Consider the following 24,300-nt stretch of genomic DNA (forward strand, 5'->3'; position numbering starts at 1 on the left):
CGGTGAGACTCCGGACACTCGCCGTCGTCGTCACCATCCCGTTGCTGCTCGCCTCCTGCGGCACGGACTCCGGTCCGGGGCAGCGGCCCGCCGGACGGGGGCCGGAGATGCTGGCGAACCTGCCCAGCTGTGACCGGGTGCCGCTGGACACCGACGCCGAGGTGGAGGCGAGGGTCTCCGGCCTGCTCCTGCCCGAGGACACGCGGGTGACGTCGGTCGTCGAGCAGGGCGCGCTCACGACCGTCGAGGCGACCGTACGGATGACTCCGCTGGATGTACGCGCCCATTACGAGAAGCGCGGCGACATCGACCTGCTCCGCATCGAGGACGAGATCTTCGAGACCGAGGTGCTGATGCGGGCGCAGCAGCGACGGACCTACCTCCGGGCCACCGCCCTCTGCGCCGACGGCACGACCCTGACCGCGGTGGTGGGGCCGGACTCGGAGGGCGCGGGTCTGCCCGAGTTCCAGAGCCGATGAGCGTCGCCGCCCGCGGCCTCGCGGTCGGCCGCCGTCGGGCGACCGACGCCTGCGGTGGGAGAGCCGCGTCCGGTTCGACCCGGGAGGACCGTCCGGCACTGATCACGTACGCGAGCGCGTACGGGCTGATCGCCAGGTAGAGGACGGCCTCGGTCACCACCACGTTCATCGCGATCGCGCTGATCACCACGACGCCCACACCGCCGAGGGGGGCGAGCAGCAACGCGGCGGCGGTCCGGCCGACCGGCCCGCGTACCGCCCGCCGGCCCGCGAGCGGGCTGTCGGTCCTGCGCGGCGCGAGGCTCGCCGCGAAGCGCGGCATCCGCAGCCGCCGCCGGTCCGTGGCGAGGACGTGCAGCTCGGCGCTCCACTCCCGGCGCAGATCGTCGCGCAGCTCGACCGGCCAGCGCCGGGCAGCCGCGCCCAGCAGGAGCTCGGCGAGCCGCCGGGTCACCACGCCGGCGCGCCCGTCGGCTCGGCGCCACCCCGGACCGGGCGCGAGTTCAGGGCGCGCAGCTCGGCGAGCGCAATGGCAAGGCCGGAGATCAGCCTCGACAGCTGTCCTAAGCGGAGAGCGCCATTCGGCGACAGATGCTTGGTGACGTGGGTCACTTCGGCTGTCTAGCGTGGATTGCTGGAGACCGCTTTCCCGGTCGTCACGGCGCGTGGACAGGGAGACAACGCATGCAGCTCACGCTCGTCCGAAGATACCGCGGCCTCACGCTGACAGCAGCCGTCGCGCTGCTGGCCACGGTCGCGCTGACCGCGTCCTCAGCACCCCGGCCCGTCGAGGAGGTCTCGCTGGCCACCAGCACCCCCACCGGACCCATGGAACTTCCCGACGAGTGGATGACCGCTCAGCGCATGAGCGACGGCAGCACCGACCTCTCCACCGCCAAGTACGCCCGGGCCCGCGGCGAGGCCGTCCAGGTCGCCGGCCACACCCGCAAGGCGTACCGCCACCTGGCCGAGCGGAAGTGGGACTTCTTCGGTCCGAGCAACATCGGCGGCCGGGTGGTCGACATCGCCCTCGATCCGCACGTGCCCGACCAGGTCTTCATCGCCGCCGCGTCGGGCGGCATCTGGCGCTCCGGCGACGCCGGCGCCACCTTCGAGACGGCGTGGCCGGACGGCTGGACGCAGAGCATGGGCGCGGTCGCGATGACCAGCAAGGGCGTCCTGCTCGCCGGCACCGGCGAGGCCCAACCCGGCGGTGGTTCGATCACCTTCGGCGGCGACGGCATCTACCGCTCCACCGACCGCGGCAAGACCTGGAAGTACGTCGGGCTGCGGGGCAGCCACGCCATCGCCCGCTTCGCGATCGACCCCCGCAACGAGAACCGGATCTTCGCGGCCGCCGCGGGCAACCTCTTCGTACCCGGCGGCGAGCGGGGCGTCTACCTCTCCGAGAACGGCGGGAAGAGCTGGCGGCGGGTGCTCGCGCCGCCGAACCCCACCACCGGCGCCACCGAGGTCCTCATCGACCCGAGCAACCCCCGCCGGGTGTACGCGGCGATGTGGGACCACCTGCGCGAGCCGCACCAGCGCACGTACGGCGGCCCCGGCTCCAGCCTGTGGCGCTCCGACGACGGCGGCCGGAACTGGCTGCGGATGACGAACGGCCTGCCCACCGACGCCGACCAGGGCCGGTGGGGCCTCGCCCTCGCGCCGAACGACCCGCAGCGGCTCTACGCCTACGTCGGCACCGCGCTCGGCCCGTTCCGTGCGTTCTTCCGCTCCGACGACGGCGGCGACAGCTGGACCCAGACGCCGGTGACCGCCGGCCAGGCGTCCCAGTCCACCTTCAGCTGGTGGTTCGGCAAGCTCTTCGTCGACCCCACCGACGCCGACCACGTCTTCCTGACCGGCGTGAACCTGATGCGCTCCACCGACGGCGCGCAGAGCTTCGCCTCGGTGGGCGGGGTGCACGCCGACCAGCACGCGATGCGCTGGGACCCGAAGGTGCCCGGGCGCGTCTACCTCGGCAACGACGGCGGCTTCTACCGGTCCCAGGCCAACGGCGCGAGCGGCTGGGTGAAGTCCACGTACGAGCCGTACACGCAGTTCTACACCGTCGACGTCGCCGAGACCGATCCGGTGCTGAAGGTGGGTGGGGCGCAGGACAACGGCTGCAACCGCGGTTACACCGGTGTCGGCGGGCCGTGGACCGCCATCGGCTGCGGCGACGGCCTCCAGGTGATCATTCACCCGGAGCAGTCGAACATCGTCTTCGGGTGCAGCCAGTACGGCTCCTGCTACCGCTCGGAGAACTCCGGCGCCGCACCGCGCCAGACCATCGGCGCGGGCCAGACCACCTCCGACCGGCGCAACTGGCTCACCCCGTTGCAGTTCGACCCGACCGACCCGAACGTCATGTACTACGCCGGGAACATCGTCAACCGCTCCACCGACAACGGCCGTACCTGGACGCCGATCAGCCCCGACCTCACCGGTGGCGGACCCAACGACCCGTCCGGCTACCCGTGGGGCACCATCACCACGATCGCCGCGGCGCCCACCGACGGCAACAAGCTCTACGTCGGCACCGACGACGGCCGGCTCTGGTGGACCGACGACCTCGGCGGCGCCTGGCACCAGGTGGACCCGGGACAGCTGCCGGGCACCTGGGTGACCCGGGTGGCGGTGCACCCGACCGACGAGGACATCGCCTACGCCACGTTCTCCGGCTTCCGTTCCGGCAGCGACCGCGCCCACGTGATGATCACCCGCGACGGCGGGCACACCTGGCGCGACATCGGCCGGGGGCTGCCGGACGCCCCGGTGAACTTCGTCGTCCCGACCAGTGACGGGCTCCTGCTGGTCGGCACCGACGTCGGGGTCTTCATGTCGGCGTGGAACGGCGGCGAGTGGGCGGCGCTGGGCACGAACCTGCCACAGGCCGCCGTGATGTACCTGCGCTACCACGAGACCAGCCGGCAGCTGACCGCAGCGACGTTCGGCCGGGGTGTCCACGACCTCACCGTGCCGAAGTGCCCCGCGGCGTCGACGCGGCTGCCGCTGAAGCCCACCGGGGTCGGCGTGGTCGGCGCGCTCGCCTCCTGCCGCAAGGGCTGACCGAACCGGAACGCCGGACGGCTCGAACGTCCCGGAACGACACAGCGCGGCCCCGGCACCTCGTGCCGGGGCCGCGCCGTGTGCGCGATACGGTCAGCCGGCTCGGTAGGCCCGGATGATCGTCTGGTCGATGCCGCTACCGCCACTGGCACCGGCCTTCACCCGCAGGGAGACGGCCTGACCCGCCTTCGGCGACGGCAGCTCGACGCGGTAGGCGCCGCCGTCCCGAGTCGCCCGGGCACCCTTCCACGTCTTGCCGTCGTCGGTCGACGTCCACACCTGGAACGAGGTCACCTTCTGCGCCGGCACGCCCTGGGCCTGCCGGACCGTGAACTCACCGGTGCCGCCGACGATGTGGTTCCCGGCGTCCATCGGCAGCGCGTAGTCGACCGCGAGCAGCGGCAACGGCACGCTTCCCGTGCCGGTCGGGCCGGCTGAGCGGAACGTCCAGGACGTGTTGACCTTCGTCGAGACGGGCAGGATCAGGCTCGTGTCGAGGTCGAAGGTCACCCGGTAGTCCGCCGCCTGCTGGGGCACCGTGAAGTCGGCCCGCGAGGCGTTGCGCTCGTCGACCAGCTTGCCGTCCCGGTAGAGCGACAACGTGCGGTTCAGGCCGATGCCCCCGCCCTGGAGGCAGTCCGCCCGGCCGTGCTGATCGGTGAGCATGACCAGATCGAGGTGCAGGTTGCCCCGCGTCCGCGCCGGCGCGGTCGCGCACGGGAGCACGTCGCCCTTGGTCACGATCCCGTCGGCCCAGTCGGAGTGCAGCGGCTGCCGCGCCCAGATCTTGGACTGCCGGCTACCGGGCTGGTAGCTGCGCACCTGCTCCTGGGCGGGCAGGCCGCCGTAGACGGCCTCGTCCACGTAGAGGTAGCCCGGCGAGAGGTAGGCGGTGCGGTTCGTCGGCAGGTCGAAGTTGCGGAGCTGGGTCAGGTACAACCCGTCGGGCGCGAAGATGGCGCGCCGCAGCGAGGTGAACATCTCCGGCGAGTCCACCTGGTTGAACCGCTCGTCGATTCGCGCCAGCCGGGCCTGCTCGGCCTTGCTCACCCGGTACGCCGGGTCGGCCGGAACACCGCCGGTGTACTCGTGGACCAGGTCGTAGGCGTACGGGTTCGCCGTGCCCTGGGGCGACTGGAGGTAGAAGGTGGAGTACGCCCGCAGCGACCCGATGCTCGGTTTGCGCAGCGGCGACACGGAGACCTTCGCCCCGCCACCGAGGCCGGTGACGCTGTTCCACCAGGAGAGGCCGTTCTTGGTGGTCTGCTGGTAGACGAACGAGGTGAGGATCGGTGCGGTGGGTGCCCCGTCGACGGTCGCCGTCACCGGCCGCGCCGCCGCCGGGTCGAGGGTGATGCTCCGGTCACCGTTGATCGCCACGTCGGTGTCGCCGACGTACGCGCCCTGCTGTGCGTCGGTCGTCGGGTCGTACGAGCTGTATCCGGCGGTGACCGCGTACCGGCCCGCCGCGACACGCACCGTCACTGACTTGCCTTGCTCGAAGAACGCGCCCCCGGCCGAGATGAGCGGGTCGTCGAGGTTGGTCACCAGGACACCGACGAAGTTGTCCGCACCCTCCGCGGTGTCGGCCATCGGCTTGGTGTTCACCGTCAGGTCGAAGCTGCGCGGCTCGACGTAGAAGCTGACCGGCGTGGTTGCCACCAGCTTGTGCCCGGAGGACCGGGCCGTGACGGTGGCGAGGTGGTAGCCCGGGCTCGCGGCCAGCGCGGCACGGTTGATCCGCAGCGTGGTGCTGGCGGTGGAGCCGCGCTTGACCTTCACCTTGCTCGTGGTCAGGGTGACCGCACCCCGCGGCGCAGCGGTTCCGTCGTGGTTCACGGCGGTCACGTCGAGGTCGAGGTTGACCGTGGCCGGCCCGGTGTCACCGGTCCACGTGAGCGTCGTCGCGGCGGTGCCGGACTGCGGGTAGGTGAAGGTGCCCAGGTCGGGCGCCGACTGGTTGCTGGTCGGGCCGGAGAGCGCCCGGACCGCGTCGAGCCGGCCGGCGCCGACGGCGTACGGGTCGACACCGGTCATCGGGTCGGCGGCGCCGACGAGCGCGGCCTTGAGCCGGTCGGCCTTCCAGTCCGGGTGCCGCTGGGCCAACAGCGCCGCGGCGCCGGCCACGTGCGGGGCGGCCATCGACGTGCCCGTGAGACCCTCGTAGTACTGGTCGATCGGGTCCTGCAGGTTCGTGCCCGCGGCCCGGGCCGCCACGATGTCGACACCCGGCGCCACGAGCTCCGGCTTCGCCACCGACGTGTCGACGAGCGGACCGCGGCTGGAGAAGCCGGCCAGCTTGCCGTCGCGGTCGACCGCACCGACCGTCAGCGCCGTCGCGGCCGAACCCGGTGCGGAGATCGCGCCACCGTTGTTCCCGGAGGAGATCACGAAGAGGGCGCCGGACTTGCGGCTGGCGGCGTCCACGGCCAGCGCGAGCGGGTCGTTGCCGTCGTCCGGGGCCTCGCCGCCGAGGCTCATGTTGACCACGTCCGCGCGCTCCGCCGCCCACTCGACCGCCTTGATGATCTGCGAGTCGTCGCCGAATCCGTTGTCGTCGAGAACCTTCCCGATCACCAGCTGCGCGTCCGGCGCGACACCACGCCGCTGCCCGTGGGCGGCGGCGCCGGTGCCGGCGATGGTGGAGGCGGTGTGCGTTCCGTGGCCGTTGTGGTCCACGGCGTCGCCGCCCTCGACGGTGAAGTCGGCCTTCTCCACCACGCGACCGGCCAGGTCCGGGTGGGTGAAGTCCGCGCCCGTGTCGAGCACCGCGACGCGCACGCCCTTGCCCGTGTACCCCGCCTTCCACGCGTCGGGCGCGGAGATCTGGTCCAGGTTCCAGTCGAGGCCGCTGCCGTGTTGCTTCCCGGCGATCGGCGCGGCGTTGCCGGGCCGGGTGGTGGTCAGGCCGGTGGCCCGGACCTTGCGGTCCAGCCACACCTTCTTCGCCCCCGCCAGCAACGAGTCCGTCGCCAGCTTCGCCGTCGCCTCGCTCTTCTTGGGCACGTGGCCGGCGACCGCCTCGATGAGCGGTAGTTGCCGCACGTCGGCCAGCGCGGCCACCCGCGCGGCCTGCACGGCCGGCTGCACGATCACCGGCAGCGTCGGCGTGCTCTCGTCGTCGTAACCCTCGGCGATCAGCGTGGTCACGTCGAAGAGGTCGGGATCCAGAATCGGGCCGATCTTGGACGCGACGCTCACCGGAACGACGTGCAGGTGGCCGTCGGGGCCGCACGACTGGTGGAACACCGCATTCGGCCTCGCCGGTTCCACCGACGCCTGCGGGCACCGGGAACCGCTGCTGTGTACGGTCACCACGTCGCCGGTCAGCAGCGTGATCGTGTGCGTCGTACCGCCGGCGCCGGCCTTCACCGAGCTCACCGGGGCGGTGTGGCCGGGTTCGGCCGACGCTGGCCCGCCCGGCACCGCGCCGAGTGCCGTCGCCGTCACCGCGACGGCCACCAGCCACCGTGTTCTTCTGAGCATGTCGCTCCTCAATGGATTGGATGCCACTTCCCGCCGTAGGGGGTTCGAGAAGTTGATCACACGCTAATCCGGGGGGAATTCGGCGGGAAGACAGGGCGCGCAACACGGTGGTGTGAGGTGAACGATGCTGGCGGCGGTGGCCTCGGACGTGATACGGCCAGAAGAAGTCAGGTCAGATCCCGCCAGCAGGCACGATGCGGACAGGCGACGGCCGCGGCGCCCGAGGGCACCGCGGCCGTCGTGGTACGGCTGTCGTCAGCTGCGCGGCAGGACCGCCTTACCCTTGCGGTAGTTCTTGCCCTTGCCGTCCGGACGGTAGTTGTTCTCGACGTTCCCGGCGGCGTCGACGGAGAACCAGTGCACCTGGGTGCCGGCCGGAACGGTAAGCGTCTCGCCGCCCTCCCGGATGCCCGCCGAACCGTAGAGCGTGGACTCGTACGTCGGCTTGGCGCCGTCGAGGGTGTAGAAGACCGCCGCCGGCTCGGAGACGTCGAACGTCACGTCGACCATGCCCGGGCTCGCACTCGGGGCGACGGTCAACGTGCTCGTGGGCCGCTTCTTGTCCGACTCGAAGTCCCGGGCCACCCGCATGAGCTCGACCAGACCGTTGGCGAACTCCATCGTCTCCGCGTGCGCCTCCTCCCACTCCGGCTGGAATGACGTGCCGACCTCGAAGTTCCAGGCGTAGATGCCGTACTTGTACCAGAGCATGTCGCCCGAGTTGCCCGCCGCCGAGTAGAGCACGTCGGAGATCGGGCCGGTACGGGCCGGGGTGACCGCCATGTTCCGGTGCTGCTTGATCGCGGTGAGGATCCGCGTGGAGGCGCCCCAGAAAAACGACTCGTCGGCGAGCGACGGCCGCGGCGCCGAGGTGCGGTCCGGCAGCGCGTACGCGCCCGGGGACCACATGAAGTAGTTGCCGGACGAGTGCAGGTTCATCGAGAACTTGATGTTCGGCCGGGAGGCCAGCCAGTCGAGGTTCCTGTTCTCCGGCTCCGACAGCTCGCTCGGGCCGGCGTAGGTGCCGCTGGTGCAGCTCGACGAGGCGCCCGAGTAGCCGTCGAAGAGGCTGTACTCGGTGTAGTTGCGGTTGTTGTCCACGCCCCAGGAGTCACGGCCGAGGAAGTCGGCCGCCCCGGTCGTCGGGCAGTGGTTGGTCATGTTCTTGCGCTGCGAGTTGAAGTCGTAGAACGAGTAGTGGCCGCCGTCCGGGTTGATCGACGGGGCGATCCAGATGTCCAGCTCGTTCAGGAGCTGCCTGGTCCGGCCGTCGTGGGCGTAGTTGCGCAGCAGCCGCTCGGCGGTCTCGATGGTGACCAGCGGCGGCACCCACTCGCGGGCGTGCTCCTGGGCGTACGCGAGCACGCCCAGCTTCGAGCCGTCGCGGTGCTTGCCGATCCGGATCGCGTACACCGGGTGCGGGTCGCGGGAGACCGAGGCGGGGGCGCTCAGGTCGTCGGTGAGCTGGGTGCGCGGCGCGGGCGCGGCCACGCCGTCGCCCGGGTTGCCGCGATAGGTGTACGCCCGCACCAGCGTCCCGGCGTTCGCGTTCAGCGCCGCCACCACCTGCGCCGCGGTGCTGGTCACCGCGCCCGTACCGTCCGTGGCGAGGCTCACCCGGATGGCGTTGCCCGTGACCGTCACGCCGAGCGGGGCGTTACCGGCGCCCGGGTCGGCCAGCTCGACGGAGACGTCGTTGCCGCCCTGGTGACCCCAGGCGAGCGAGTCCACCGCGACCCGGCTGGCGTTGGCGGTGCCGAGCACGGCCTGGGCGTGCCGGCGGTAGCCGTTGGTCTTGTACGGCAGCTCGACGACCTCGGCCAGCTTCGGGAACTCGGCGGCGAGCTGCTGGATGCGCCCGTACAGCTCGGTCGGCGTCAGGTAGCTCGTGACGAAGTCCTTCTCGTACCCCGGCCCCTCCGGGTCGGTGCCCGGCGTGGGCAGCCACTCCCGCACCTTCGCCACTGCCACGTCACCGGTGGGGCTCGTGATCCGGACGTACTGCGGCCGGCTGGTCACCGTCGCGGCGCCCCGGTGGTAGAGGTAGACGCCCGCGTCGACGAAGCGGGAGATGGTCTGGGTGCCGCCCGAGCCGATGGCGGTGCCCGGCCCGCTGTCCCGTTCGACGGTGAGCGTGTTCGTGGCGGTCTGGCCCTGCGCCCACTTCGCCTCGACGGAGAGGACCTGGCTGGTGCCGGAGGTGTAGTAGTCCGCACGGATGATCTTGACGTCCGCGGCGGAGGCGGGCGCGGAGGAGCCGGCGGCGGCGGCGAACTCACGGTTCTCCGACCGGTGCTCGGCGATGGTGGCCTCGCGCTCGGCCACGCGCTCGCGCGCGTCCGCCGGACGGTGCAGCACCTCGCCGAGGGTGAAGCCCGCCGCGGTCAACCGGTCGGCCTCACTCGGGGTGATCACCGCGTGCGCGACGACGCCGGTCTCCGTACGTTCGACGTGATGGTCCAGGTCGACACCGGTCGCGACGAGCGCGTCCAGCTCCGCGGTGCCGTCGAGCAGCACCTCGACGACGCTCGCCTGCTGGCCGGCGATCGGGTCGGCCTCGGTGGGCGCGACGGGCGCGGCGGCCTGTGGCGTGACCGCCGAGGCCGGGCTGACCAGCAGCACGGCAGCCGTGGCCGCGGCCAGGACCGCCGGTACGGGAAGACGGCGTCGCCACCGCGGGGACAGGGGATACGACAATGTTCTCTGCCCTTCTGGCTGTTCGGCCGGGAGGCCGACGGTGATGGCCGAGGGGCACGCCCGGGGTGCGCGGCTCCATCCGGCGAGTCGCGCGCGGCCGTTGCGGTGACCGGGCGCACGACAGTGAACGGGAAAGGTGGTGGAAAACCCGACCGCCGGGTGGACGCCGCGCCTCGCCGAATGTGCGACAGCGTCACGGGTTGGTGATGATGCGGTGGCGGTCGGTGAACTGGGATCATCCTCAGCGTCCCGACAAGTTCTGTCAATCCCTCGGCGGGACCGTCCACATCGGCCGTCGGGCAGCGCGTCTCAGCGATGCGCGGTGCCGTCCTCCTCGAGGGTCCGCGCCATCCACGCCTCGTTGGAGAGGGAGATGATCCGCTCCGCCTCGGCCACGAACCCGTCGTCGTCGGTCCAGCCGACACCGTCGCGCCGCAGCCGTCCGAGCCGGGTCAACTGGTCGGCCGTGCGGGCGTACTCGAGCTGGTGGGCCTCGAACTGCTGGGCCGCGCCGTAGCCGACCAGCGCCGTGGTCACGGTGGCGACCACCCCCACCCAGGCGGCCAGCCCGAGACCGTCACCGAGCACCCCGACCACACCGGAGAGCACGGCCCCCACGATGGTCAGCACGTTGGTCGCGGTCCGGATCCGGGCCGCCCGACGGGCCATCCGCCGCGCGCCCGGGAGGTAGTACCCCTCCACCTGCTGTGCCAGGCGGTGCGTGAGGTACGAATCCACATCCGTCACCGCCGGCAACTGTCGACGGGCGAGCGGCAGGTCCACCGTCAACCCGACCAGGTCACCGGCGTCGTCGAGCAGGGCGTCGAGCCGGCGCAGCAGCACGGCGTCGCGCTCCTCCCCGGAGAAGGGCGCCACACGGGCCAGGTAACGGTGGACGTCGGCCTTGAGCGCCTCGGAGACCGACCGCAGCCGAGTCCACGTCTGCACGGCCTCCCGACCGGTCGACCGCGCCGCCACCGGCACCAGCGCCAGCGCCACGCCGGCGAGCACCGCGAGGGCACGGCCCACGCCGGCCTGAACCCCGCCCAGCTGGGCCGCGGCCGTGCCGGCGACGGCCGCCACGATGGTCAACCCGGCGACTGCCCGCCGGCCCTGGACGATCCGGCGTTGCGCGTGCCCGGCCGCCCGCGACCAGACCCCCTGCTGCTGCCAGACCGCGTCGACGGCGATCGGCGCATCGACATCCGCCACGCCCGCATCGTAGGGCAACGATGCCGGCGTACGGGGCCCCGGCGCGACCGACCGGAAGACCTCACCGCTCGCCGCGCCGGTTCACCCGACGGTTGACCGCGAGCAGGTACTCCTTCCGGTCGGTCGGGTTCGGGTCGCCGTGCGGCCGCCGGGGCGGCTCGCCCCGGACCGGCCGGTGGTGGTCGAAGGTGGACTCGAAGATCCCCTCGCCCCGGGTCAGCGCGGGCAGCCGGCGCTCCACGGCGTGCACCTGCCGCGCCGGCACCATGCCCACCACGACGACCGGGCCGCCCTGCGCCACCGTACGGTGCGGCACCGCGTCCAGCCGGGCGAGCACCGGCAGGACGGCGGCGAGGACGTCGCCCGGGATCTCCAGCCGGAACCGGTGCACCGGTTCCTCGACCCGGGTGCCGGCCGCCCGCAACGCCGCCATCAGCACGAGCGGGGTCAGGTTGCGGAAGTCGCCGGCCGTGCTGGACATGCTCTTGTCGAACGTGCCGTGCGAGTGGCTCTGCCGCGCCCAGTAACCGGCGTGCGTCATGGTTACGACACAGTCGAGGACCTGCCAGCCGTACGGTCCCTGGCGCAGCGTCTCCCGCACGGTCTCCTCGACCGCGGTGAAGAAGGCCGGTGGCATCGACCCGGGTTCGACGCCGAGCCGGAACACGATCCCGCCGCCGGGGTCACCCGGCGCCACCCGCAGCCCCACCGTGGCCAGGAACGGGTTCGGATCCACGCCGATCAGCTCGACAGCCGCACCCGTGCCGAGCAGCCGTTCGACGTGCACCGTCGTCGTCTCCCGGAACGTGACCGCCAGCCCGTACTCCTCGGCGAGCGTCGCCTCGATGACCTCCTTCTGCACCTCGCCGTAGAGCGACACGGTGATCTCCCGCCGGGCCGCGTCCCGCCGGACGTCGATCAGCGGGTCCTGCTCGGCGAGGTCGCTGAGCGCGGCGTACAGGGCGGCCTGGTCCGGACGGTGCTCGGGCACCACGATCGTCTCCAGGCTGGGCGGGGCGAAGTGCCGGGCCGGTCGACCGGCGCGGGCGACGCCGACCGGATCGCCGATCCGGACGTCGCCGACGCCGTGCAGCAGCGCGATTCGTCCGCCGCCGACGGCGTCGACACGTACCGCCGAACCGTTGGCGAAGACCTGGATGCCGGTCACCGTGGCGACCCGCTCACCCACGGGCAGCCGGTCGCGGAGCCGCACGGTGCCGCCGAACATCCGCACGTAGGCGACCTTCTCCCCGGTCGGGGTCCGCTCGACCTTGAACACGGTGCCCGACGCCGGGGCGTCCGCGTCGGGCTCGGCCACCGGCAGCAGCTCGGTGAGGCCGCCGATCAGGGCCGCCACCCCCGCCCCGGTGATCGCGGAGCCGGCGAGGACCGGGTACACGAGCGCTCGCCGGCTCTGCTCCACGAGCGCGGCCCGCAGCCGTGGACCGGTGACGCGGTGCTCGTCCTGGACGTACTCGGCCAGCAGCCGGTCGTCGCGCGCGCTCAGCAGGTCGAGCAGCTGCCGGACGAACCGGGGATCCCGGTCGAGGTGAGGGACGAAGTCAGCCCGGCGGCTGCCCGCCGCCCGCACGTGGCCCGTCGCCACCACCGACGGTGTCAGCCGGTCCGCGATGTCCCGCAACACCCGGTCGGGGTCGGCGCCGGACCGGTCGATCTTGTTGATGAAGAGCAGGGTCGGCAGGCGCAGGCGCTGGAGCGTACGCATCAGCACCCGGGTCTGCGCCTGGACTCCCTCGACGGCGGAGACCACGAGCACCACACCGTCGAGCAGGTCGACGACCCGCTCCACCTCGGCGATGAAGTCCGGGTGGCCAGGCGTGTCGATGAGGTTGACCGTCACGCCGTCGACGACGAACGAGACGACCGCGGAACGGATGGTGATCCCCCGCCGCCGCTCCAGCGCCAGGCTGTCGGTACGGGTCGTGCCGTCGTCCACGCTGCCGGGCTCGTCGATGACGCCGACGGCGTGCAGCAGACGTTCGGTCAGGCTGGTCTTGCCGGCGTCAACATGCGCCAGGATCCCGACGTTGAGAGTTGTCACGAAGCGCCATGTCCTTCGGGTCGTTGAGCGTTCCCAGGTGGTTGGACATGAACGCAGCGCGCATCTCGGTTTCCTCTCGATCGGTTGCCCCTTGCCTGCCCAGTCGACCAGCAGCCGCCGGGGCGGGCAACCGAAATAGCCACAGCTGAGACCCCGACCGGCGACCGGTCGGGGTCTCAGTGCTCTGCTGGTGGATCAGCCCAGAACGGTCGTCAGGCCCCCTGGTCGTGCGGCACCGTGACGGTCACCGTGCAGCCGACCGGCCGGCCGATCTCGTCGTGCCCGGCGTACGTCAGGATGTAGACCCGGTCCCCGCCGTTGCCCGCCCGCTCCGCCCGGAGCCGGCCGGTGGTGTCGGGGGCTCCGGTGGTGAAGCCGTCGACGTCCGCGGGATCGCCGCCGGTCACGCCGGTGAGCGTGAACGCGTTCGGGCCGAGGACCCCGTCGGGCAGGTCCACGCGCACGGCGACGTCGACCAGCTCGTGGTTCGGCGGCCACAGCACCGGCCGGTCCACCGCGCAGTCCAGCTGCCGGGTGGGCAGCGGCTCCGGCAGGGTCGCGACGGCGTGCCCGATGGTCGCGGTGAGCCGGCCGCCCGCCTCGTAGTACATGTGCGCGGTGCGGCCGTCGAAGTAGAAGGTCGGGGCGGCCGAGCGGCCCAGGTCCGGGGCGGCGGCCATCGAGTCGTGCACGACGCCGAGGTGAATCTCCTGGTCGAAGTCCTCGCCGACGTCGACCGCGTGCATGTTGCCGTCGGCGGCGTGGTAGATCACCAGGTTGCGGTCCTGCCAGCGCAGGAAGAAGGGGCCGGAGGCGTTCGCGCCCTCGTCGCCCTGCGGGGTGACCAGCGGCTCGGGTTGGATGGTCCAGGTGCGGGCGTCCGGCGAGACCGCCCAGCGGATCCGCCGGGCCACCGGGCCGGTCGGCCCGGGCGGCGCGGCGGTCGGGTTGTCCATGAAGACCATCAGGTAGCGGCTGCCCAGCCGGGGCACCGCCTGCTCGAACACCCGGGCGTACGAGGTCTCGCCGCCGGTGGTGGCGTCCCGGCTCACCGCCGTGCCGCCGTAGTCGAAGTGGATGCCGTCCGCGGAGGTGGCGTACCGGGTGATCGAGTTCTCGCCGTGGAAGTAGAGGAAGAGCTTGCCCTCGCCCTCGACCCAGACGGTGTGCGGTGAGGAGACGTGGCTGACCGTCGGGTAGTGCGGCAGCCAGGTGTTGCTGACCAGCGGGTTGGCCGCGTACTCGGTCCACGGGCCGTCGATCGAGTCGGCGTACGCCAGGGCGATCCCACCGGGACGCTCGTGCGGGGCGTAGTACAGGTAGTAGGTGCCGAGCGGGTTCGGGAAGTAGTCGGCGGCACGGATGACGCTCGGGAAGATGAACTCGTCGGTCGGGTTGTACGTCAGATCCGCCTTGTCGAAGGCGGTACCCACGTAGCTGAACCGCGGGAAGTCGATCCCGGAGTCGTCCGCGACCGCGGGCGTGCCGGCGACGGCGGCGACCAGCAGACCGGCGCCGACCGCGGCGGCCGTACGGCGTGTTCTCGTCATGCGTCTTCCTCTTCTCGGGACGGGTCGGACACCGGCCGGTGCGGGCGGCCGGACGGGCGTGCCTGCCGGCGGCTTCCGGAGTGCGGAGCGGCCGGACGGGCACAGTGGACGGTCCGGGGTCGGCCCGGTCGTGAGGACCGGGACGTACAGTGACGCTCGGTGAGATCGGTGCAGCGAGGTTCGCCGGGTGACGGGGGCCATCCCGGCGCGCTAATACGTATTAGCAATCACGTTTCTCGAATGTTGACCGCCAGCGGGCGCGACTGTCAAGAGGTCCCGGCGAATCCGCCGGCACCGCGTCGCTGATCGGTCGCTCAATCGGTCACGATTCGGCTAATACGCATTACTCCTGCGGGTTCATCTCCGGGAAATCTGCGGTCAGCCCCTTGACACCCGACGGGTCGGGCCGCCAGAGTCCTCCCTACACCGAGCGCTAATGCGTATTAGCGCCGCTGGAAGGACTCCCGTGACCGCAACCCCGCGCCGCGTCACTCAACGTGACATCGCCCGACTGGCCGGCGTCAGCCAGGCGACGGTCTCCCTGGTGCTGAACAACCGCGCCGACGCCGACGTGCGGATCGCCCCGGAGACCCGGGACCGGGTGCTGCGCGCGATCGCCGAGACCGGCTACGCCGCCGACCCGGTCGCCCGCCGGCTCGCCTCCCGCTTCAACCGGATCATCGGCGTCTTCACCTACGAGCCCGCGTTCCCCAGCGGCAGCCGGGACTTCTTCCACCCATTCCTGCTCGGCATCGAGGAGTACGCCGAGCGGGTCGGCTGCGACCTGCTGCTGTTCACCAGCGCGCCCGTGGTCGACGGCCGACGACGCATCTTCCACCAGGACAACCGGCTGCGGCTGGCCGACGGCTGCCTCCTGCTCGGCCGCGAGATCGACGCCGACGAGCTGCACCGGCTCAACCGCGACGGCTACCCGTACGTGGCGGTCGGCCGGCGCGACGACGCCGCTGGGCCGGTGCCGTACGTCGGCGCCGACTACGCCAGCGCCGTCGGCCGGCTCGTCGAGCTGGCCCTCGCCCGTGGTCACCGGCGGCTGACCTACCTCAGCATGGGCATCGCCGCCGAGTCGTCCGAGGACCGCCGGCGCGGATACCTGGCGACCGCGTCGGCCGCGGAGAGTGCCCGGCACCGCCCGGCGACCGCCGCGGATGCCGAAGCCGTCCTCGACGACCTGCTCGCCGACCGCAGCACCGTCGCCTTCGTCGAGGACTTCGCCACCGCCGTGGCGCTCGAACAGGCCGCCCGGCGGCGTGGGCTCTCGGTGCCCGGCGACCTGTCGCTGCTGACCCTGGGCGACCCGACCGTCCCCGTCCCGACCGACCTCGCCTTCACCGGGTTCCGCATCCCCCGCGAGGAGATGGGCCGGCAGGCGGTCGAGGTGCTCACCCGGGTCATCGACGGCAGCGCCAGCGGCGTCCAGCAGCGGCTGCTCCCCTGCGAGCTCGTCGAGGGGGCCACCCTCGGCGCCCCTGAACCGGCGGTCGGCCGCTCCTGAGCGGCGACCGCGCAACCGGAAGGAAGCAAGTGGTACAGATGCGTGCGGACGTCCTCGTCGTGGGTGGCGGGCTGGGCGGCGTCGCGGCGGCCCTCGCGGCGGCCCGCGCCGGGCGGTCGGTCATCCTGACCGAGGAGTTCGACTGGCTCGGCGGGCAGCTCACCAGCCAGGCCGTCCCCCCGGACGAACACTCCTGGATCGAGCAGTTCGGCGCCACCGCGAGCTACCGGGCGCTGCGCAACGGCATCCGGGACTACTACCGCCGGCACTACCCGCTGACCGAGCGCTCCCGCGCCTGGACCGACCTCAACCCGGGCGCCGGCTGGGTCAGCCGACTCTGCCACGAGCCCCGGGTCGCCGTCGCCGTCCTGGAGGGCATGCTCGCCCCCTACCGGGGCGCGGGCCGGCTCACCGTGCTCCAGCCGTACCGGCCGGTCGCGGTGGCGACCGACGGGGACCGGGTGGTCGGGGTCACGGTGGCGCACCGCGACCGGGACGAGCACATCGACCTCACCGCGCCGTACGTGCTGGACGCCACCGAAGCCGGTGACCTGCTGCCGCTCTCCGGCACCGAGTACGTGACCGGCTTCGAGTCGCAGACACAGACCGGCGAGCCCAGCGCCCCCGCCGAGGCGCAGCCGATGAACATGCAGGCCGTCTCGGTCTGCTTCGCCATCGACCACGTCGACGGCGACCACACCATCGACCGCCCGGCCGGCTACGACTTCTGGCGCGACTACAAGCCCGACTTCTGGGGCGACCGGCTGCTCTCCTGGCGCTCCCCCCACCCGCGCACCCTGGAGATCGTCGAGCGCAGCTTCACCCCCAACCCGGACGACGACCCGCTCGCCGTCAACGCCGACCAGCGACTCAACCCCGGCGACGGCAACCTGTGGACGTTCCGGCGCATCGCCGCCCGGCGCAACTTCACCACCGGGGCGTACGGCAGCGACATCACCCTGGTGAACTGGCCCATGATCGACTACTTCGAGGGGCCGGTCATCGACGTGCCGAACGCGTCCTGGCACCTGGCCAAGGCGCGGGAGCTCTCCCTCTCGGTCCTGTACTGGCTGCAGACCGAGGCGCCTCGACCGGACGGCGGCACGGGCTTCCCGGGGCTGCGCCTGCGTGGCGACGTGACCGGCAGCCGGGACGGGCTGGCGCAGGCCCCGTACATCCGCGAGTCGCGCCGCATCCGCGCCGAGTACACGGTGGCCGAGCAGGACCTGTCCCTCGCGGTACGCGGCGAGCGCGGCGCCGTGCACTACCCGGACTCGGTCGGCGTCGGCATGTACCGCATCGACCTGCACCCGTCCACCGGCGGCGACAACTACATCGACGTGGGCTCCTGCCCATTCGAGATCCCGCTCGGCGCGCTGATTCCGCAACGGGTGGAGAACCTGCTGCCCGCCGGCAAGAACATCGGCACCACGCACATCACCAACGGCAGCTACCGGCTGCACCCGGTCGAGTGGAACGTCGGCGAGGTCGCCGGGCTGCTCGCCGACTTCTGTCTGGCACGGGGCGAGTCCCCGCGCGCGGTCCGCAGCACCCCCCGCCTGCTGGCCGACTTCCAGGACCGCATCTCGGCGGCCGGCGTGGAGCTGCGCTGGCCGACGATCGCGGGCTACTGACAACCCCCGGTGAGGAGATGATCGTGAAAACAGGAAAGGGACTGCGGTTCACCGCGGCGGGCCTGGCCGGCGTGCTGGCGCTCTCCGCCTGCGGCGGTGGCGACGAGGGCTCCGACGGCCCGGCCAACCTCCGGATGACGGTCTGGTCGGCCAATGAGGCGCACCTGAAGCTGCTCAACGAGATCGCCGACGAGTACCGCAAGAACCACCCCGACGTCAGCGCCATCACCTTCGACCCGCTGCCGTTCGAGAACTACACCACCACGCTGACCACCCAGATCGCCGGCGGCAACGCCCCCGACCTGGCCTGGATCTTCGAGAACTCCGCCCCCGACTTCGTCTCCTCCGGGGCCCTGCTGCCGCTGGACGACACCCTCAAGAAGGCCGAGGGCTACCAGTACGACGACATCTCCCCCGCCACCCTCAAGCTCTGGCAGGACGGCGGGAAGCTCTACGCCTACCCCTTCTCCACCTCGCCGTTCGGCGTCTTCGTCAACACCGACCTGCTGAAGCAGGCCGGGCAGAAGACCCCGGCCGAGCTGATCGCCGCCGGCCAGTGGACGTGGGACGCGGCGCTCGCCGCCGCCGGCGCCACCCAGCGGACGACCGGCAAGGCCGGCCTGGTCATCCGCGACTTCGACTACAAGGGCTGGGACAACCTCTCCACCTTCTGGACCGGTTGGGGCGCCCAGGCGTGGAGCGCGGACGGCAAGTCCTGCGGCTTCGCCGCCCCCGAGATGGTCGACGCGATGACCGCCCTGCACAAGGCGATCTTCACCGACAAGGCGCTGCCCGGCCCGGGCACCACTGCCGACTTCTTCGCCGGGGACGCGGCGATGACGGTCACCCAGATCTCCCGCGCCTCCTTGCTCAAGGAGGACGGCTTCGGCTGGGACCTGGCTCCGTTGCCCGCCGGCCCGAAGGGCGACTACGCGGTGGTCGGCCAGGCCGGCATCGGCGTGCTGAAGAGGAGCAAGCACGCGGACGCGGCGGCGGACTTCCTCGCCTTCCTCACCAACCCCGGCAACTCGGAGAAGCTCGCCCAGTTCTTCCCGCCGCCGCGGCAGTCGCAGCTCACCGCGGAGACGCTCGCGAAGACGAATCCGAAGCTCAAGCCGGAGCAGTTGCAGAAGGTGGTCATCGACGGCATCACCACCGGCGTGGTGAAGCCCAACCACGCGGGGCAGGCCGAGCTGAGCCAGCAGGTGCGCGCCGGCCTCGACCCGCTGTGGAAGCCGGACGCGGACGTGAAGGCCGTCCTGGACGGCGTCTGCGCCAAGATCCAGCCGCTGCTGGCGAAGTAAGGGCAGCCGGACCATGTCCCAGACGGACATCCGGGTGGGCGGGGCGCAGGCCCCGCCCACCCCGGGCCACACGTCGCGCCCGTGGTGGACCAGCCGCCGCCGCGACCAGCTCGCCGGTTACCTGTTCATCGCCCCGCAGCTGCTGGGCAGCCTGCTCTTCGTCCTCCTGCCGCTGGTGCTGGTCGTCTGGTACAGCCTGCACGAGTGGAACGTCCTCGCCGGCACCTTCGACTTCGTGGGCGCCGACAACTACACGGCGCTGGCCGACGACCCCAACCTCGGCCCGGTGCTGCGCGCCACCGGCCTCTTCTCCGTCGGCCTCGTGGTGTTCAACCTCGCCCTGGCGCTGCTGCTCGCCGTCCTGCTCAACCAGAAGCTGCGCGGCACCACCGTCTTCCGCACCATCTTCTTCTCCCCGGTGGTCGTCTCGCTGGTCGCCTGGACCATCGTCTGGGGCTTCCTGTTGCAGGACAACGGCGGCGTCAACGGCCTGCTCGACACCATCGGCGTGGACGGACCGAACTGGTTGCGCGGCGAGGGCAGCGCCATGCTCTCCGTGATCGTCGTGCAGGTGTTCAAGAACGTCGGCCTGAACATGGTGCTCTTCCTGGCCGCCATGCAGGGCGTACCCGCCGAGCTGTACGAGGCCGCCGAGGTCGACGGCGCCAGCCGGATGCGGCAGTTCTGGCGGATCACCGTGCCGCTGATCAGCCCGACGATCCTGCTCACCTCGATCATCACCGTGGTCGGCTCGTTGCAGGTCTTCGCCCAGATCGCGGTACTCACCCAGGGCGGGCCGGGCACCTCCACCACCGTGCTCGTCTACTACCTGTACCAGCAGGCGTTCCAGTTCCATCACTTCGGCTACGGCGCGACCCTGTCGATCCTGCTCTTCGGCATCGTCCTCGCGCTCACCGTGCTGCAGTGGCAGATGCGCAAGAGGTGGGTCTTCCATGAGTCGTGACCTGTCACCCCGGACCAAGCTGGTGCTCTACGGAGTGCTGCTGGTGCTGGCGATCCCGTTCGTCTTCCCCACCTGGTGGATGGTCACCTCGTCGCTGAAGCCGGTGGCGGACATCTTCGCCTTTCCGCCGCAGCTGCTGCCGGTGCACCCGCAGCTCGACGCGTACCAGCGGGTCTTCGAGCTCCAACCGTTCGGCCGACAGTACCTGAACAGCCTCTACATCGCCCTGGTGGTCACCGTGGGCACGCTCGCCGTGTCCGCGCTCTCCGGGTACGCCTTCGCCCGGATCCGGTTCCGCGGTCAGAACGTCCTCTTCCTGGTCGTCCTCGCCGGCCTGCTCATCCCGAGCGAGGTCACGATCGTGCCGCTGTTCCAGATGTTCTTCAAGCTCGGTCTGATCGACACCCACTGGCCGCTCATCCTGGTGCCGATCCTCGGTGCCCCGAGCGTGCTGGCGACGTTCATCATGCGGCAGTTCTTCATCAGCCTCCCCGGTGAGCTGGAGGAGGCGGCCCGGGTCGACGGGCTCGGCCGCTTCGCCACCTTCTGGAAGGTCGCCCTGCCGCTGTCCCGGCCCGCCCTGGGCGCGGTGGGGATCTTCACCTTCCTGCACAGCTGGAACCTCTACCTGGAGCCGATCGTCTTCCTCTCCACACCGGAGAAGTTCACCCTGCCCCAGGCGCTCACCCAGTTCGTCGACGCGTACGGCGGCCCGATGTGGAACGTGCAGCTGGCCGCGGCGTCACTGACCGCGTTGCCGGTCCTCGTGGTCTTCGTCATCGCGCAGAAGCAGTTCGTCGAGGGTCTCGCGCACACCGGTCTCAAGGGATGACCGGCCCGGCCGTGGTGGGCGTCGACATCGGCGGCACCAAGACCGTCGCCGCCCTCGTCGGCTCGGACGGCACGGTGTACGACCGGCGGCGGGCGTCCACCCCCGCCCATTCCGGGGCGCAGGCGGTGCTGGACACGGCCGCGCGGCTCGCCGCCGAACTGCTGCCCGCGTCCGGCGGCGGATCGGTGGGTGTGGGCACCGCGGGCACCGTCGACCCGGCGACCGGCGTCATCCGGTACGCCACCGACAGCCTGCCGGGCTGGACCGGCACCCCGGTCGCCGACGCCCTGGCCGAACGGCTCGGCCGCCGGGTGCGCGTCGGCAACGACGTGCACGCCGCCGCGCTCGGCGAGAGCTGGGCCGGCGCCGGCCGGGGTAGCGGTCAGCTGCTGCTCGTCGCGGTCGGCACCGGACTGGGCGGAGCAGTGCTCCGCGACGGCCGGATCGACCCCGGCGCCCGTGGCGCGGCCGGCGCGGTGGGCCACCTCCCCGCGCCGGGCGCCGAGCGGCTGCGCTGCGGCTGCGGCCGGTACGGGCACCTGGAGGCGATCGCCTCCGGCACCGGGCTGGCCGCCGCCTACACCGCCGAGACCGGGACACCGCTCACCGGACGGGAGGTGGCCGAGCGGGCCACGGCCGGTGACCCGGCGGCCCGGGCGGTGCTCGGGCGGGCCGGCGTGGCGCTCGGCGCGGCCCTCGCCGGGCTGGTGGCATTGCTCGACCCGGCGGTGGTGCTGCTGGCCGGTGGCGCGGCCGCGGCCCTGCTGCCCGCGGCGGCCGCCGCCTACGCCGCCGAGCTGCCGCCGGCCTGGGCCGACGTGCCGCTGCGCCTCGCCGCTCTCGGCGAGGACGCGGTCGCCGTCGGGGCGGCCCGGCTGGCCATGGCGAGGGAAACGTGACGGCTGCGGCCCTCGAATCCACCATCCGCCCGGCGACCCACCCGTCCGGGACGAGGCGAGAAGGAGACACAGACAGGTGACCGTGCTCGACGACCTGGCCGGCGGGCTCGTGGTGTCCTGCCAGCCGCTGCCGGACGATCCCGACGACCCCATGCGGGACCCGTACGTGCAGGCCCGGGTGGCCGCCGCCGTGGTCCGCGGCGGCGCGGTGGCGGTCCGCGCCAACGGACCCGCCCACGTCCGAGCGATCCTCGCCGCCGTGGACGTGCCCGTGATCGGCCTCTACAAGCACGGCACCGCCGACGTCTTCATCACCCCGACGGCCGCCCACGCCGTCGAGGTGGCGCTGGCCGGCGCGCAGATCGTCGCGGTGGACGCCACGGACCGCCCCCGCCCGGACGGGCGTGGCTTCGCCGACACCGTCCGCGCGCTGCGGGACCGGACCGACGCGCTGGTCCTCGCCGACGTGTCGACCCTGGCGGAGGGGGTGGCCGCGGTCGAGGCCGGCGCCGACGCGATCGCCACCACCCTGTCCGGCTACACGGCGGCGAGCGCGCACGCCGAGCGGCCGGATCTGGCGCTGGTCGCCGAACTCACCGCCGGCGTGCCGGTGCCGGTGTTCGCGGAGGGGCGGTACCGGGACGCCGAGCAGGTCGGGCGGGCCTTCGCGGCCGGCGCCCACGCCGTGGTGGTCGGCAACGCGCTCACCTCGCCGCTGTGGCTCACCCGACACCTGGTGTCGGCCCTCGGGCAGGAGACCGGCGCTAGCCTCGGCGATCGGTGAGATCGCCCGATCGCTGGAGGTGCCCGTGGGCCGGCATGTGCTGACGCTCGACGAGGTGGCGGCCTGGTCCGGACCACCGCTGATCCTCTTCGTCGGGATCGACACCGGCGGGTCCGGGGTCCACGCGGTCTTCGACCGCTGGGCCGCGGTGCTGGGGCAGCCGTGGACCCTGCGCGGCGTCGACCTGCCACCGGACACCCCGGAGGCGACGTACCGGCGGCTGGTCCAGGTCATGCGGGACAACCCGGCGGTGCGCGGCGCGGTCGTGACCGCGCACAAGCTGCGCCTGTACCGCGCCTGCGCCGCCGACGTCGGCGGCGCGGATCCGCTGGTCGACCTCACCCACGAGGTCAACGCCCTCGCGACCGCGGACGGCGGCGTCACCGGCTACGCCCGGGACCCGGTGGCCCTGGGCCACGTCCTGCCCGCTCTGCTCCCGCCGGCCCGCGCCGGTGGCCACGCCGGCCTGAACGTCCTCTGCCTCGGCGCCGGCGGGGCCGCCACCGCCCTGCTGCTCACCCTGCACCTGGGCGCGACGGACCGCGACGGCGCTCGCCTCGACGCGCCCGCCCACGTGACGTTCACCGACACCCGCCCGGAGGCGCTGACCGAGCTGCGTCGGGTGGCCGACCGGGCGCGGATCGATGCGTCGCGGGTGTCGTACGTGACCGTCGGGAGCGCGTGGGAGAGCGACGCCCTGCTCGCGGGCCTGCCCACCCCGGCGCTGGTGGTCAACGCCACCGGCCTCGGCAAGGACTCCCCCGGCAGCCCGCTCACCGAGAAGGCGCCGCTCGGCCCGGCCCAGGTCGCCTGGGACCTCAACTACCGGGGCGACCTCACCTTCCTGCGCCAGGCCGCGGAGGCGGGCGCCCACGCCGTCGACGGCTGGGACTACTTCGTCGCCGGCTGGGCGGCCGCGCTGACGGCCATCGCGGGCATCCCGCTCACCGGCGACCTGCTCACCCGGCTCGCCGACGCGGCCGCCCGGGACCGACCGGCCCGGTGATTCGGGCATCCCCGGCGCCGCCGGTCCGTGCCGCGCGGCACCGCGACGTCAGCCGGCCGTGCGGGTCGCGTCCAGCTCGGCGGTGAGGGCGTCGACCCGGAAGTCGAGTGAGTGCTCGGCCCCTGCCCGGCGAACTTTCCAGGTCACGCGCCAATAGTCAGGAACTTGGTTAACCATTTCGGCGGCGCAGCGCACCCGGCGTTTGCCCGCCCGGGTCGCGGGAAGACGCGGCCGACCCGGCCGACCACGCCGATGGGACCTGTCGTGGCCGGTCTCCGGCATCGGGGGATTCGGGGCAGACCTGAGGAGGAGCGAGGATGACCGCAGGCAGGAGTTCCGTCCCGGCGGGAAGCCGCCCGACCGGGGCTCGCAAGGCCACCGGGGCGAAGAAGGCACCGATGAACCGGAAGGCGGCGGCGAAGAAGGTCACCGCCGCCACGAAACGGGCGACCGGCGCGAGCGCGGCCAAGTCGCCCGGCGAGAAACCCACGACCACCACGGCCCGCGTCGCGCGGAAGAAGGACACCTCCGCCACCACGGCGACGCCCACCCGCAGGCCGACCGCGAAGGCGGCCGCCGCGAAGAACGCGCCACCGAAGAAGGCGCCGGCCACCCGGGCGGCCGCGAAGAAGGCGGCGAAGAAGGCGCCGGCCCGCACCCGGACCACCTCCGCGACCCGAGCGCCGGCGAAGAAGGCCACCACGATGGAGTCGTTCGGCAACCGGCGTACGGCCCGCAAGGCCTGACGGCCGTGGCCGGCCGCCACCGGGTGCGGCCGTGGACACAGCAGTGCCGGGTACGGA

Annotated in this window: 17 protein-coding genes; 11 read left to right on the forward strand and 6 right to left on the reverse strand. The window is 72.4% G+C overall.

The window, feature by feature from the left end; genetic code table 11:
• The first annotated feature begins 2 nt into the window (after positions 1-2).
• Complete coding sequence (locus tag E1211_RS02335; protein ID WP_132344864.1) at positions 3-479, forward strand: hypothetical protein; 477 nt, start codon at positions 3-5, stop codon at positions 477-479.
• 450 nt (positions 480-929) lie between these two features.
• Here E1211_RS02335 and E1211_RS32295 read toward each other — a convergent pair whose 3' ends face one another.
• Complete coding sequence (locus E1211_RS32295) at positions 930-1,091, reverse strand: hypothetical protein (protein ID WP_165947144.1); 162 nt, start codon at positions 1,089-1,091, stop codon at positions 930-932.
• A gap of 72 nt (positions 1,092-1,163) precedes the next feature.
• Between E1211_RS32295 and E1211_RS02340 the strand changes: the two genes are divergently transcribed.
• The gene (locus E1211_RS02340) at positions 1,164-3,554 is read left to right on the forward strand and encodes a glycosyl hydrolase (RefSeq protein WP_132344866.1); all 2,391 of its coding nucleotides are present in this window, start codon (positions 1,164-1,166) and stop codon (positions 3,552-3,554) included.
• A gap of 93 nt (positions 3,555-3,647) precedes the next feature.
• On the opposite strand, the gene E1211_RS02345 is transcribed toward E1211_RS02340, so the two are convergent.
• The 5 genes from E1211_RS02345 to E1211_RS02365 form a co-directional block, all read right to left on the reverse strand.
• Positions 3,648-7,040: a S8 family serine peptidase gene (locus tag E1211_RS02345; RefSeq protein WP_132344868.1), complete on the reverse strand. Its 3,393-nt coding sequence runs from the start codon at positions 7,038-7,040 to the stop codon at positions 3,648-3,650.
• A 255-nt stretch (positions 7,041-7,295) separates the two neighbouring features.
• Positions 7,296-9,737, reverse strand: coding sequence for a M14 family metallopeptidase (locus tag E1211_RS02350; RefSeq protein ID WP_132344870.1), 2,442 nt, complete (start codon positions 9,735-9,737; stop codon positions 7,296-7,298).
• A 309-nt stretch (positions 9,738-10,046) separates the two neighbouring features.
• Positions 10,047-10,949 carry a DUF4231 domain-containing protein gene (locus E1211_RS02355; RefSeq protein WP_132344872.1) on the reverse strand — a complete coding sequence of 301 codons (903 nt, stop codon included), beginning with the start codon at positions 10,947-10,949 and terminating at the stop codon, positions 10,047-10,049.
• A 61-nt stretch (positions 10,950-11,010) separates the two neighbouring features.
• Positions 11,011-13,011 carry a translation factor GTPase family protein gene (locus E1211_RS02360; RefSeq protein WP_132344874.1) on the reverse strand — a complete coding sequence of 667 codons (2,001 nt, stop codon included), beginning with the start codon at positions 13,009-13,011 and terminating at the stop codon, positions 11,011-11,013.
• A gap of 212 nt (positions 13,012-13,223) precedes the next feature.
• Complete coding sequence (locus E1211_RS02365; RefSeq protein ID WP_132344876.1) at positions 13,224-14,561, reverse strand: hypothetical protein; 1,338 nt, start codon at positions 14,559-14,561, stop codon at positions 13,224-13,226.
• 466 nt (positions 14,562-15,027) lie between these two features.
• Here E1211_RS02365 and E1211_RS02370 point away from each other — a divergent pair, with 466 nt between their 5' ends.
• The 9 genes from E1211_RS02370 to E1211_RS02410 all read left to right on the forward strand — a co-directional run bounded on the left by E1211_RS02370 (position 15,028) and on the right by E1211_RS02410 (position 24,243).
• Complete coding sequence (locus tag E1211_RS02370) at positions 15,028-16,074, forward strand: LacI family DNA-binding transcriptional regulator (protein ID WP_132344878.1); 1,047 nt, start codon at positions 15,028-15,030, stop codon at positions 16,072-16,074.
• A gap of 38 nt (positions 16,075-16,112) precedes the next feature.
• Positions 16,113-17,708, forward strand: coding sequence for an FAD-dependent oxidoreductase (locus tag E1211_RS02375; RefSeq protein WP_132344880.1), 1,596 nt, complete (start codon positions 16,113-16,115; stop codon positions 17,706-17,708).
• A 23-nt stretch (positions 17,709-17,731) separates the two neighbouring features.
• Positions 17,732-19,012: an ABC transporter substrate-binding protein gene (locus E1211_RS02380; RefSeq protein WP_243709299.1), complete on the forward strand. Its 1,281-nt coding sequence runs from the start codon at positions 17,732-17,734 to the stop codon at positions 19,010-19,012.
• 13 nt (positions 19,013-19,025) lie between these two features.
• A complete protein-coding gene (locus E1211_RS02385; RefSeq protein ID WP_132344884.1) occupies positions 19,026-19,976 on the forward strand; it encodes a carbohydrate ABC transporter permease in 951 nt (316 codons plus the stop codon).
• Positions 19,966-20,808 (forward strand): carbohydrate ABC transporter permease, encoded by an 843-nt coding sequence (locus tag E1211_RS02390; protein ID WP_132344886.1) that lies wholly within the window; start codon positions 19,966-19,968, stop codon positions 20,806-20,808. The genes E1211_RS02385 and E1211_RS02390 overlap by 11 nt, the downstream gene beginning before the upstream one ends.
• Positions 20,805-21,707 (forward strand): ROK family protein, encoded by a 903-nt coding sequence (locus E1211_RS02395; protein WP_132344888.1) that lies wholly within the window; start codon positions 20,805-20,807, stop codon positions 21,705-21,707. Before E1211_RS02390 ends, E1211_RS02395 begins: the two co-directional genes overlap by 4 nt.
• A 76-nt stretch (positions 21,708-21,783) precedes the next feature.
• Positions 21,784-22,491: an N-acetylmannosamine-6-phosphate 2-epimerase gene (locus E1211_RS02400; RefSeq protein ID WP_132344890.1), complete on the forward strand. Its 708-nt coding sequence runs from the start codon at positions 21,784-21,786 to the stop codon at positions 22,489-22,491.
• Between the two features lie 25 nt (positions 22,492-22,516).
• Complete coding sequence (locus tag E1211_RS02405; protein WP_132344892.1) at positions 22,517-23,497, forward strand: shikimate dehydrogenase; 981 nt, start codon at positions 22,517-22,519, stop codon at positions 23,495-23,497.
• A 398-nt stretch (positions 23,498-23,895) separates the two neighbouring features.
• Positions 23,896-24,243 carry a hypothetical protein gene (locus E1211_RS02410; protein ID WP_132344894.1) on the forward strand — a complete coding sequence of 116 codons (348 nt, stop codon included), beginning with the start codon at positions 23,896-23,898 and terminating at the stop codon, positions 24,241-24,243.
• The last annotated feature ends 57 nt before the right edge of the window (positions 24,244-24,300 follow it).

Origin of the sequence: Micromonospora sp. 15K316 (assembly GCF_004348525.1) — a bacterium.
In the GTDB taxonomy this organism is placed as follows: domain Bacteria; phylum Actinomycetota; class Actinomycetes; order Mycobacteriales; family Micromonosporaceae; genus Micromonospora.